Annotated in this window: 12 protein-coding genes; 7 read left to right on the top strand and 5 right to left on the bottom strand. The window is 51.7% G+C overall.

What is annotated here, in order from left to right; all coding sequences use genetic code 11:
* Positions 1-54: 54 nt before the first annotated feature.
* The 5 genes from ACFFJP_RS14460 (at position 55) to ACFFJP_RS14480 (ending at position 7028) form a co-directional block, all read left to right on the top strand.
* Positions 55-1239: a hypothetical protein gene (locus ACFFJP_RS14460; protein WP_377245435.1), complete on the top strand. Its 1185-nt coding sequence runs from the start codon at positions 55-57 to the stop codon at positions 1237-1239.
* Complete coding sequence (locus ACFFJP_RS14465) at positions 1223-2452, top strand: arginase family protein (RefSeq protein ID WP_377245438.1); 1230 nt, start codon at positions 1223-1225, stop codon at positions 2450-2452. Before ACFFJP_RS14460 ends, ACFFJP_RS14465 begins: the two co-directional genes overlap by 17 nt.
* Position 2453: 1 nt before the next feature.
* Entirely contained in the window at positions 2454-3629 is a 1176-nt protein-coding gene (locus ACFFJP_RS14470; RefSeq protein ID WP_377245441.1) for a lysophospholipid acyltransferase family protein, read from the top strand.
* On the top strand, positions 3626-4825 hold the full coding sequence (locus tag ACFFJP_RS14475) for a DUF4097 family beta strand repeat-containing protein (RefSeq protein ID WP_377245444.1): 1200 nt from the start codon (positions 3626-3628) through the stop codon (positions 4823-4825). The genes ACFFJP_RS14470 and ACFFJP_RS14475 overlap by 4 nt, the downstream gene beginning before the upstream one ends.
* A gap of 106 nt (positions 4826-4931) precedes the next feature.
* A complete protein-coding gene (locus ACFFJP_RS14480; protein ID WP_377245447.1) occupies positions 4932-7028 on the top strand; it encodes an amidohydrolase family protein in 2097 nt (698 codons plus the stop codon).
* A gap of 99 nt (positions 7029-7127) precedes the next feature.
* Here ACFFJP_RS14480 and ACFFJP_RS14485 read toward each other — a convergent pair whose 3' ends face one another.
* From ACFFJP_RS14485 to ACFFJP_RS14495, 3 genes are all read right to left on the bottom strand, one after another.
* Positions 7128-7562, bottom strand: coding sequence for a DUF3429 domain-containing protein (locus ACFFJP_RS14485; RefSeq protein ID WP_377245450.1), 435 nt, complete (start codon positions 7560-7562; stop codon positions 7128-7130).
* Positions 7563-7674: 112 nt separating this feature from the next.
* Positions 7675-8535 (bottom strand): 4-hydroxybenzoate octaprenyltransferase, encoded by an 861-nt coding sequence (gene ubiA, locus ACFFJP_RS14490; RefSeq protein WP_377245453.1) that lies wholly within the window; start codon positions 8533-8535, stop codon positions 7675-7677.
* The gene (locus ACFFJP_RS14495; RefSeq protein WP_377245456.1) at positions 8532-9065 is read right to left on the bottom strand and encodes a chorismate--pyruvate lyase family protein; all 534 of its coding nucleotides are present in this window, start codon (positions 9063-9065) and stop codon (positions 8532-8534) included. Before ACFFJP_RS14495 ends, ubiA begins: the two co-directional genes overlap by 4 nt.
* Before the next feature lie 246 nt (positions 9066-9311).
* Between ACFFJP_RS14495 and ACFFJP_RS14500 the strand changes: the two genes are divergently transcribed.
* Positions 9312-9734 (top strand): flagellar basal body-associated FliL family protein, encoded by a 423-nt coding sequence (locus ACFFJP_RS14500; RefSeq protein ID WP_377245459.1) that lies wholly within the window; start codon positions 9312-9314, stop codon positions 9732-9734.
* Between the two features lie 12 nt (positions 9735-9746).
* Here ACFFJP_RS14500 and ACFFJP_RS14505 read toward each other — a convergent pair whose 3' ends face one another.
* Positions 9747-10571 carry a rhomboid family intramembrane serine protease gene (locus ACFFJP_RS14505; RefSeq protein ID WP_377245462.1) on the bottom strand — a complete coding sequence of 275 codons (825 nt, stop codon included), beginning with the start codon at positions 10569-10571 and terminating at the stop codon, positions 9747-9749.
* Positions 10572-10577: 6 nt separating this feature from the next.
* Positions 10578-10901, bottom strand: a complete 324-nt coding sequence (gene glpE, locus ACFFJP_RS14510) for a thiosulfate sulfurtransferase GlpE (protein WP_377245465.1) — start codon at positions 10899-10901, stop codon at positions 10578-10580.
* 160 nt (positions 10902-11061) lie between these two features.
* Here glpE and ACFFJP_RS14515 point away from each other — a divergent pair, with 160 nt between their 5' ends.
* Positions 11062-11526, top strand: coding sequence for a hypothetical protein (locus tag ACFFJP_RS14515; protein WP_208933034.1), 465 nt, complete (start codon positions 11062-11064; stop codon positions 11524-11526).
* Positions 11527-11539: the final 13 nt, after the last annotated feature.

The raw sequence follows: 11539 nt of genomic DNA on the forward strand, positions 1-11539 counted from the left end.
AATGACTGCCACAATGTTGTGGCAGTTTTTCTGCGCCCGCATAGGACCATGTTGATGTCAACTTTATACCCACTGGACTGGACACAATTGCAGTTGTCTGCGACAGCAATGCCCGAATCAGACAACCAGGCTTATCTGGCCGTCTATCAGCAGCAATATTTCTACCTCAGTACTGCTTTGTACCAACATCTGCAATGTTTAAAACAATATGCAGCACAGCAGGATGACCAAGCGACGGAACAATTACTGCAAAATCATCCGGCACTGACCGATGTTCTTCAACGCATTTGCCAGCGCGTAGCAAAACCGGCAAATTCACCAGTCAAACTGGCCGTGACCTTTCTGCCAGCAAGATTCTGCAACATTCTGGCGGCTATTTTTGCTCTGCTATTCAGGCCGGCACTGGTTGTGCTCCTGCTGCTCGTGATACTGAGCTGTCATTTCATGTTTTGGCAAAACTCGGCCGCTTTTGATGCCAACTTTCATATTCAGAGTTTTACTGAGTTCGGCCAGTTTATTGGCTTGCTACTACTGTCGTTCCTCGGCCATGAACTGGGTCATATCAGCGCTTGTCGTTACTACAACCAACGCTGTGGCCGCATTGGCTTTGGCTTTTATTTTATTTTTCCGGCGTTTTTTTCCGACGTCAGTCAGGTTTGGGCATTGCGATCGTCACAACGTATCGTTGTCAATCTGGCCGGTGTGTATTTCCAGACTATCGTCAACAGCCTGCTGTTGCTGTGCTGGCTCAGCAACGACAGCGGCATCAGCCAAAATCTGCTGGCAAGTGTGATTCTATTAAATTTTATCAGTATGTTGTATGCACTCAACCCTGTATTGCATTTTGACGGTTATTGGGTGCTCAGTGATCTGCTGAACACGAGTAATCTGCGACAACAAATGCTGCAACAAGCCGCTGCAATTCTGAAAACCACCAGCTGGCGCGGTCGGCTGCAACAACTCAACCAGGCACCCTGGCTGACCGGATATGCAGTCCTGACATTCGCCTTTACCGCGTTTTTTCTCGGATTCTTCATCGTGTATGCACAGACCTTTCTGCACAACCTGCCACAGCTTTGGCAAACACTGCAGTTTAAATGGCAGATGGCCGACGATTTCAGTAGTTTTTCGGTGTTGCTCTTCGGTCTGTTCCCACTGGTATTTTTTCTGTTGATTTGTCTGGTACTTGGCAAATCAGTCTGGCAATTCACACGGGGGTTTTATGTCTTATTGCGCTGACAGTTTGTGGGTGCTGAGTAAAGCCATCGAGATCAACGCCAGTGCTGATGGCAAGTATGCCCTCCAACACCGGCTGAATGGTCGCAGATTTGAACTCGACCAGCGCTCAGCTGACTATGCACGCCTATTTAGCCAACAAACCCGGCTGCTGGATGGCCAACAGCAAAGCAACCTGGCCACTGATACTGTCATGACGGTTCATCAATATCTGGTCAACAACGGGATCTTGTTACCAGTTGATGCTGATTTAGATACCCGGCAGCTTTTATCATTCTCTGCGCCAACTGTACCGTTGTTCGGTGCCTCGCGCTGCCTCAATTTCAATCAGCATCACGCTGGGCAGCTGTGTTTATTTGGCGCTCCTTTTGCAGCCAGTTTTCCGGCGACACTGGGGTGCCGGCAAGCGAGTAGCAGCCTGCGCCAGTATGCGCAGAAAATCGGCATTAATCTGCACACTTCGCCAGTCCGGCAACTGGCCAATCTGTGTCAGGTGCCGCCTGATTATAGTTTTCGTACCTTGCAGGCCCGGGTTGATGCAGGACTGCTCGACTGCGGGGATCTGCAGATTTCACCGTTCGAAAGTGCGGCATTGGCGCAACAAAAAATAGCACTGACCTGGCGTAGCTGTCTGGCCAAGGGATTGGTCCCGGTCATGCTGGGCGGAGATCACAGTGTCACATATCCGGCGTTGCAGGCAGTTTCCACCCAGCATCCGGCATTTTATGTGCTGCATCTGGATGCACACAGTGACACTTACTGGTCCGGCACCGACCAGATATATGGCGATGCTGTACCACCGCACCATGCCAATTTTATGGCGTTGGCACTCCGTGATTTCCCGCAAATCCGACAAGTCGTGCAGGTTGGGCTGCGTGGACTGGCCAACTTTAATCTGCCGGAAAGTCCGCGCCAGCACGTCATTTGGGCCAACGACCTGCAGATAGGTCCGGCCGTGTTTCCTGATCCGACGTTACCCATTTACATCACTTTAGATCTCGATGTTTTGGACCCTATCTGGCTACCCGGCACCGGTGAAGCGTTACCTGGCGGACTCAGTCTGACTCAACTGGCGCTATTGCTGCGCGATCTCAGCCGCCACCGCCGTGTCATCGGACTGGACATGGTTGAACTGAACCCGACCCTTGACGACAGTGGCCGCAGTGTAAAAACAGCGCTGGAAGCACTGCTGTTACTGATGAATAGTGGAGAATAAAATGGACAACCTTTGCCCGCTGGCGCAATTCCCGGCTGCTGTGTACCTCGAACAATATCTACAGGCTCACCATCGTTTTCAGAGTCTGGATTTCTCCGACTACAGCAGTTCAGTCGGTCGGATGAGCCGCCAATGCCTGGCTAGCCTGCGTTACTTTTTGCCAGACCAGCCAAATCATGAACAAATACTACGTCGAGTCTTACTGAATCAGGAACTCAGTAGAATTGATGAGTGCCTGGTTGAACAACCCACTGTGCTGCAGCAACAGTTAGCACAAACCGAAATCACTGATCCACAACACTGGTTAACTGTGGCCGCAAGCGGCAAACCTGTGTTGTTCTGCACATTTCATTATGGATCTTATGGGCTCATCAATGGGTTGCTGGCAACTCAAGGCATTGATTTTGCGTTACCGGTCAGCAGTCAGATTTTTCAGCAACTGAAACCGCGCTACGACCGCAATATGCAATTATTACAGGAACAGTCGCCGGCGACGCTCGGAAAGATGCAGCTGCTGGACGCCGAATCCTCGACGCTGTTGCTACAACTGCGGCGCAAGGTAAAAGCCGGACACTCACTGTTGTTCTATCTGGATGGCAATGCCGGTGTCGGCGGCATGCAAAGCAGCAACGAAAACATGACTCCAATCCGCTGGTTTGATCAATCTATCCAGTCGCGGATCGGCCTCAGTTTTATCAGCCATTTCCTGCAGATACCGATAGTGCCCGTGCTGTGTTACCGGCGTGGATTACTACAGAACACCTTGTATTTTGGTGACGCTCTGCAACCACAGATGCAGGCAGCCACTGCGGATGTGCATCAGCAAGTCACGCAACAGCTTTTCGATTTTCTCGCTACCTTTGTCAGAAAAGATCCTAGCCAATGGGAAGCATGGATGTATCTGCACCGCTTTATCAGCACACCGCCACTACTCAGTGAGCCGAAAACCATAGTGCTCGACAACGACAAGACGCTGTCTTTTAATCACCAAAAATACCAATTATTAAAATATGGTTCACAACTTGTAGTTTTTGACTCATCGCACTTTCGCTATTTTACAGTTCCAACCGACTGCAGTGCTGTGGTTGAAGATTTGTACCGGCAACCACTCGACGCGGACCAACTTGCCGCCTGGCGGCCGCAATTACAACAAATGCCCTGGATCCAACAACAATGAAAATGAAATTACTGCTGCCATTTTTACTGTGCCTCAGTGCCTGCCACAGCAGTCCGGAAAAAATCGACGAAGCGGCCCCGCAAGCCCGTCAGCAAGACCAATTACAGGCTGACGCAACCGCAATCAGACAACTGGAAATCGACCAGTTCATCGGCGATATCCGCATCACTCCGAGTGACGTCGCACAGGTCCGTGTGGATTACAGTATTGAGTTACATTCAGCGACCGCAGCACAGGCACAGCAGTTGCTGAGCCAAATCAAACCGGTGTTACAAACCCGGGGCGACCAGTTACTTCTGCATATAGCGCTGGGGGATGCCGTTCCGGCTGAATTACTATTGCCACGCGCCAGCTTTAAACTGGGCTATTTCATTGGGTCTGGCTCAACCCGCACCGTTCGCTATCAACAGCGTGAGTTTTCACTCAAAAGCCGGCCTGGGAGGCATTCACCGGCTTTTTTCGTCCACCTGAATCTGCAGGTTCCAGCAGGTATGACCCTGAAAGTTCAGCAAGCCCTTGGCGATCTGTACGCCAGTCAATTACGCAATCCTCTCGAGCTGGCAAGTCCAGCCGGACAGATCCGGTTGGAACAGCTGCAACAAGCCAACACTGTAGTCACTGCAGCCACACAGCTGTCAATCTCGGGACATCAGGGCGATATCACTATGGCGAATGCCGGTCGTCAGGTATTACTGACCGATATCCAAGGACAAATACAGGCGCGCCATCGGGGAGAATTGTTTAGCCTCAGCCACTTGCAAGGTGCACTGCAACTGAATACTCAGGGCGGCGAAGTCCGTCTGCAGCAGCTTAGCGGACCTGTGACATTACAAAGCACCAATGCCAAAGTGCAACTGAAGCAGCTGCAGGGGTCACTGCGGTATAAAAGCAAAAATGGCAGCTTACATCTCAGTCAGGCCACAGGGGCATTAGACCTCAGCAGCTACAACGGCCCTATCGTTTTGGCAGACGGCGTACAACCGCAAAAATTGCAGATTTTTAGTGATCAAAGTGTGGTTCAGTTGCAACAGTGGCCACTTCGGGCAGACCTGATTGAGATCCGTAACAGAGCAGGTCTGTTACAGTTGCCAATACCGCTCCCAGCTCGCTGCGCGCCGGAACAGACGACCCAGCGCTCATCTTGTTACGTTGATAGTGCCCAAATCAGCACGAGTCCGGCAAATACGACCAACTGACATTCTGCAGCGACTAAAACCAGCCGGCTAGCGCAGAATTTTGCGCTATCGCCGGCGACATTGTTCTATGCTGGTCGCTGATTTATCTAAGCGCCGGGAACATCTAATGAAAATCAAAACCCTCAGCTTGCTGACGATGCTGGCTTTTGCCCAGCAGGCGTTGGCGGCAGAACAAACCAAATACACCATTCTGGTCGACAACGGCGTCAAAGCCGGGGAACAGATTGTCGATATCAATGACAACGGCGAGACCTCAGTCCGGTTTATTTTTAAGGACAACGGCCGCGGGCCGGAAATTAACGAAACCATTAAACTGAATAAAGACGGCTTTATCACCGACTATCAGGCCAAAGGCGCTACCACGTTTGGCTCTGTGGTGAACGAGACCTTTAAAGTCGAAGGCGGCACTGCCCGCTGGAGTACCGGCAAAGAACAAGGCAGCGCTAAATACAGTCAGAATGCGATGTATCTGCCCGTCGATGGCACGCCTCAGCTGGCAACTATTGCCATTGCGGCTATGGCGAAAAGCGGTAAAAACAGCCTGCCATTGCTGCCAAGCGGCACGCTGCAACAGCAAGTCGCCGGCGAGCTCATCGTCGAAAATGCCGGTGAAAAACAACAAGTGCAGTTACTAGTGCAGACTGGCGTTGGCTTTGAGCCTAGTTTTGTCTGGGCCACCAAGGGCGAAAAACCACGGCTGTTTGCCAGTATCGCACCCGGTTATCTGACGCTGATTGAAGAAGGCTGGCAAGGCAACGCTGATGCGATGCTGGCTCTGCAGCTTAAAGCCGAAACCCAGTTGCTGGAAAAAATGGCTACAGAGCTGCCGAAAGAACTGCACGGTCTGACCGTCGTGCGCAACGCGCGGATCTTCGATAGCGTCACGCTGCAGGTCGGCGCGCCAAGCGATATTTATCTGCTGCGCGGTAAAATCACCACAATAGTGCCGGCCGGCTCGTTACAAAGCCCGGTGCAGCATGAAATCGACGCCGCCAACCGTATCGTAGTGCCAGGCTTGTTTGATATGCATGGCCACATTTCGCGCTGGGAAGGCCCGTTACATCTCGCCGCTGGCGTGACCACACTGCGCGATATGGGCAATGACAATGCCAATATGCAGCTGATGATCGATGAAATTGCTCACGACCAGTTGCTGGCCCCAACCATAGTGCCGACTGGTTTTCTCGAAGGCGAAAGCCCGTATTCGTCGCGTAGCGGTTTTGTGGTGAAAGACTTAGCCGGCGCTAAACAGGCGATTGACTGGTATGCCGCGCATGGTTATCCACAGCTGAAAATCTACAACTCATTTCCGAAAGCCATCTTAAAAGACACTGTCGCCTATGCACACAGCCGTGGCCTGCGCGTCAGTGGCCATGTGCCGGCATTTTTAAAAGCTGAAGATGTGATTGCGGCGGGTTTTGATGAAATTCAGCATATTAACCAGTTGCTGCTAAATTTCCTGGTCAAGCCAGATACCGATACCCGCACGCTTGAGCGTTTCTACCTGCCGGCGAAACAAGTGGCGGATTTGGACCTGCAAAGCAAAAAAGTACAGGATTTCATCAAATTACTGAAAGACAACAATCTGTCGGTCGACCCGACACTGGCGACCTTTGATTTCCTGAAAAAAGTTGACGGTACCGTCGGTGAACCTTGGCGTGCCATTGTGAAAAACCTGCCGCCAGATGTACAGCGTGGTTATTCCCGTGCCGAACTGGATATTCCGGATGACGCGACCGCAGCCCGCTACGCCAAGTCTTACGCGAAAATGGTTGAGTTCGTCGGTATGATGTACAAAGCCGGTATTCCGGTGGTAGCAGGCACAGACGAACTGGCCGGTTTCACCTTACAGGGTGAGCTGGAATTACTGGTCAAAGCCGGTTTAACCCCAGCGCAAGCGCTGCAGGTAGCCACGTTAAACGGTGCGAAATTTAGCAAAGTGGCTGAGTCCAAAGGCCAGATTAAACCTGGTTTTGATGCCGATTTATTACTGGTCGACGGCGATCCGACGAAGAACATTGCCGACATCCGGCAGTTGGCGTTAGTCGTCACCCAAGGCAAAGCCATGGTGCCATCGCAGATTTATCAGCGTATTGGCGTGCAGCCTTTTGCCAAAACCACAGTGGCTATCCGCGATTTCGCGGAACCTGCGGGTAAAGCAGCTAGCGGCGGCGCCAGAACCGGCCATCGCCATATGCATTAACAGTTGAAGTCGCAGAAATGACAAACCCGGCGGAAGCCGGGTTTGTCATTTCTACAGGGCGTACGCTACTTCGAAATTGCAGGAACAGTACTTAGGCGATTACATCAACAAAAACAGCAACAAAGCGGCATGACAGCCGACCACAACTGTGGTCAGTTGCTTGCGCAGCTGCAAATACGCCGGGTGGTATTGTTGATCAAGCTCAAACCAGCGCTCACCTAAACGCAATACCACAAACAATAACAACTCGACGCTGAGCGTCGCGGCATTCGGTAAAAAGCCTGCGAGAAAGCTCAGTACCGGCAAACTGACGGCGAAAACAGCCAAAGGCCAAACCGACAAGCGCTGCGACCAAACCGGCCACAATACGCCCGCCATGAAGCCAAGGATGATTGCACTGTAGCGCTGAAACATCGCTAAGGCATCAAAACCCGGCAACGGGAAAAACGTCAGCAGACTCAGGGCCAGAAACGGCAACAGACCGAGATAACCGAGAATATGTAAAGCGGGCATAGTGCTCTTGGAATTGTCCATTTAGAAAACCTTACGGCAAAGCGCTGCATTTGGATCGCAGTACCATAACATCTGATTGTGTCAGCATGGGGAGAAGCCGGTAGAAAGCCTGAAAAACGCCCTCAACAGTCCATCACTGTCCCAACACAATGCCGGCAAACATCACAGCACCGACATAATGGTTATTTAAAAAGGCGCGGAAACACCCGTCGCGGCCTTGCCGGGCAAGCCGATGCTGATAAAAAAACAACAGCAGTACAAGCAACAGCGCATAACTATAGGCCTCGCCGAGTCCGGCCAGCTGACCGGCAAACTCCAGCAACGCCAGCGTACCTAGCTGCAATAAAGCGATGATCCAAAAGCCATAACGACCAAATAAGCGGGCGGTGGACTTCACACCAATTTTTTCATCGTCAGCCTGATCAACCATCGCATAAAACGTATCGTAGGCAACTGTCCACAACAGGTTGGCGCCATACAACACCCAAACCAGCAACGGCAACTGGCCCTGTATCGCCATAAAACTCATCGGCATGCCCCAACTAAACGCAGCACCAAGCACCACTTGCGGCAGATGGGTCACGCGCTTCATAAAAGGATAAATAGCGGCAAGCAGCACAGCGACACCGCTTAACAGCATCGTCTGCCAGTTCAGAAACAGCAATAGGCTGGCCGACAGCGCCAGTAACAGCGCGAACAGTTGCAGTGCTTCGGTATTACTGACGCGACCGGCCGCCAAAGGGCGGTTTTTCGTGCGCTCGACAGCGCCGTCAAAATTGCGATCGGCATAATCGTTGATGACACAACCAGCAGAGCGCATCAGCAACACACCGAGGCCAAACACCAACAACATGGTCAGGCCTGGATATCCATCGGCGGCCAGCCACAAGGCCCAGGCCGTTGGCCATAACAGCAGATAAATGCCAATCGGCTTATCCAGCCGCATCAGTTGCTTATATTCAGGCCAATGCGCGAGGGTCAGTTGCCAGCTCATATTCTGATAAACTCCGTTAACGCAGGTAAATACAGTTCCTGCACCAGTAATTCATGTTGCGATAAGGTGAAATAGGAACGACGGCCCCAGAGCTGAGGCAACACGCCAAGTCCGGGCAATTGCAGGCCTTCGGCAAAATCGGCAATTTCGATGGCACTACGGCTAAGCTCGGGCTGCGTGAAGATATAGTGCCCCAATGGCACAGCGCCAAGTGTTGCCAAAGGTTGCAGCGCCGAGACTGTGTGATCAGGCAAAAAGCTCTGCGCGTAGATACAGGGTTGCTGATCCAGTAACAACACCACTTCCCGCAACAGTCCACGCCCGGTATGCCAGCGTTGCTGCAAAAACGCAGGCAATTCAATGTCTTGTTGTCGTACTAAATTCAGGCTAAATGCACGACCGGTGCGCTGCAAGCGGGCAGTTAATGAACCGGCTTCTAACAACCAGTCCAGCCAAATTGGCGCTATCCCTTCAGGCTTATTTTCCGACCAGTTGGCCTGCCAAATCGGCGCCATATCGACATCATTCAATCAAACACCTGTACTACCGCAGTCAGATCAAGGCGGGCATCATAACAAGTTCTGCAGCAAGATTTCATCCGACAAAGCGCCTGCGGCAAAAACGCCTTTGACAGTGCGGACAAAATCAATCATAAATCCAAGCAGCGCCACCAAAATTGTTGCTGATTATTTTCTCTACCCCCCTGCACTCTTAGGATAGTGTTCTGCAGTGCTCTCGGGTAAACTTGTTAACAAATCAATTAAACGGACTCTGCTGTGTTAGCCAACAAGACTCTTTTCGGCCTTATCTTCCTGTTGTTCGTGCCTGTTGCTTTCGCTCAGGATGCTGCACCGGCAGCGGCACCGGCTCAGCCTAAAGTGGTTTATCATGGTTTTGACCCGGATATCGTCACCAACTATGTGTCCGAGAGCCAAAAATCGCTGGGTTATGTCCGGGTCACGATGGAGCTGATGATCAAAGATGAAAAATTTCTGCCGATGATTGAGCATCATGAACCGCTCATTCTGGACGCCATTGTCGGAGTGTTTGGCAAAGAAATGGATACTACGATTAAGTCGTTGCAGGGCCGCGAAGAAGTCCGGATGAAGATCCTGCAAAAAGTGAATGAATTACTGAAAAAAGAAACAGGAGCGGAATTGGTACAGGACGTGTTGTTCACTAAGTACCTGTACCAGTAACCTCTTTATCACTCAGCGATGCGGGCGTTTTGCCAGCATCGCTAGCGCCATACCACAAACTAACCCGCTCAGATGGGCCCAGTTTGCCGTATTGACCCACAGCAGATCGGCAAATCCCAACGCCAGAAAACCCAACGCCATCACTAAATCTGGCTTCGACAGTTGTAACGGCTGAGTCGGAAAGCGCCAGCCATATAACCAGACAAAACCAAAAATCGCATAGACGACGCCAGACAGACCGCCAAAATTGGGCCCGACCAGTAAAAATTGTGCGGTATTGCTGATTAACCCCGCCAACAGTGTTAACCACAACAACTGCCGGCTGCCCAGCCATACTTCCAGCCGGCCACCGTAAATCCACAGTGCCAGCAAATTAAACATCAGATGCGACGCAGAAAAGTGCAGCAACATCGGACTCCACCAGCGGTAACTCAGCGTTTCGAGTGCATCGGACTGGAAAAACCTCAGCGATTCAAACACCTGCTGCGGCCAAATCTGCAGGGCAATAAAGACTAACAGTGCCGACAGACTCAGTATCCAGACTACTGGACCGGTTTGTTGCAAAAATCCCTGGCCTAATGCCGCCAGACCACTGTTACCGCTCTGCGCCGCAGGCTGGCTGCGCTGCCAGGCCGCATCCCGATATTTATCCAGTTCCGGCTGCTGCAAAAACTGCTGCAATTCTATCTCAACTGCCGCGACATCGGCCTCATCGCAGTAAAGCTCTGCATGCAAAGCGCTGTGTACCACCACACTGACAGCCCAGTGCCGGCTCTGACAATAATCAGCAAAGGTCTGGGCGGCGGCGGCCGAATTGAGTGCTGCCAGTTTATGCATGCCGTTTTATTCCTGTAAGGCCGCAACAGGATATTGGCCGCGCCAGCTCTCAAAACCGCCATCCATGCTATACACAGTGTCAAAACCTTGTTCGACCAGATACTGCGCAGCCCCCTGGCTGGAACGACCGTGATAACACACCACTACCACCGGTGTTTCCGGCGGCGTTTGTTGCATAAATTGATGCAAAGTACCGTTGGTCAGATGGTAGGCGCCGGCAATATGGGCGCTGGCGAAACTCTGGTCATCGCGGATATCGGCAATGACGACCTGACCGGCTTGCAATGCGGAAAACGTATCGCTGGTTGAAATGTGTTTAAATTGACTCATGACAAAGCTTACTCCAGTGATTGGCTGCGCGCATGGTAGCCCAGCTGTGATAAAAGATCAGCAACCCAGGCGACAAAGCCGCCTTTGCTGCAAATTTATGCTTCTGCAACACGGCAGCCTTAGGTACAATAGGCGGCCTGTTGTGTTTTGAGTGCCTGCCATGTCTGACAATCGCCTGTTTTTAGTATACGACCCCGCCTTTGACGATATGGATGCAGAAGGCTGTCCAGCCTTTGGATACGTGCTGTTGTTTAATGAAGCAGACGCCGATTTGTATAAATCCGGCGAAAATCCGCCGTTTGCCGCAGTTTCATTGCTGTTTACTGACCATGCCGACGAGAGCATCAGCGGCGATTTACTCGGCTGGGCGCAACTGGATGCACCAGAACTGCAGGATTTTCCACTCGGTTATTTCTTTATGTTGATGGAACAGGCCGCTCAGGTGGCGATTAACGCCTATCGACAAGTTGGTCATGTGCCGGATCGTTTGATCGCATTAAATATGCCCGAAGACGACCTGATCCAATTTGATGTGCAGTTTGCCAATCTGCAACTGGAAGACAAAGACGCCGAAGTGCAACTGGCTCAACAGATGATGGCTGGCAGGCCTTATCTCGACTCATAACCTACCGCTGTTG

The sequence above is a fragment of the Rheinheimera tilapiae genome, from assembly GCF_042432165.1.
Lineage (GTDB): Bacteria > Pseudomonadota > Gammaproteobacteria > Enterobacterales > Alteromonadaceae > Pararheinheimera > Pararheinheimera tilapiae.

Coding starts and splice junctions, on each gene's coding strand:
- ACFFJP_RS14505 (WP_377245462.1), bottom strand. CDS start 10,571: ATGCATAAACTGGCAGCACTCAATTCGGCCGCCGCCGCCCAGACCTTT.
- ACFFJP_RS14470 (WP_377245441.1), top strand. CDS start 2,454: ATGGACAACCTTTGCCCGCTGGCGCAATTCCCGGCTGCTGTGTACCTC.
- ubiA (WP_377245453.1), bottom strand. CDS start 8,535: ATGAGCTGGCAACTGACCCTCGCGCATTGGCCTGAATATAAGCAACTG.
- ACFFJP_RS14480 (WP_377245447.1), top strand. CDS start 4,932: ATGAAAATCAAAACCCTCAGCTTGCTGACGATGCTGGCTTTTGCCCAG.
- ACFFJP_RS14475 (WP_377245444.1), top strand. CDS start 3,626: ATGAAAATGAAATTACTGCTGCCATTTTTACTGTGCCTCAGTGCCTGC.
- ACFFJP_RS14465 (WP_377245438.1), top strand. CDS start 1,223: ATGTCTTATTGCGCTGACAGTTTGTGGGTGCTGAGTAAAGCCATCGAG.
- ACFFJP_RS14515 (WP_208933034.1), top strand. CDS start 11,062: ATGTCTGACAATCGCCTGTTTTTAGTATACGACCCCGCCTTTGACGAT.
- ACFFJP_RS14485 (WP_377245450.1), bottom strand. CDS start 7,562: ATGGACAATTCCAAGAGCACTATGCCCGCTTTACATATTCTCGGTTAT.
- ACFFJP_RS14460 (WP_377245435.1), top strand. CDS start 55: ATGTCAACTTTATACCCACTGGACTGGACACAATTGCAGTTGTCTGCG.
- glpE (WP_377245465.1), bottom strand. CDS start 10,901: ATGAGTCAATTTAAACACATTTCAACCAGCGATACGTTTTCCGCATTG.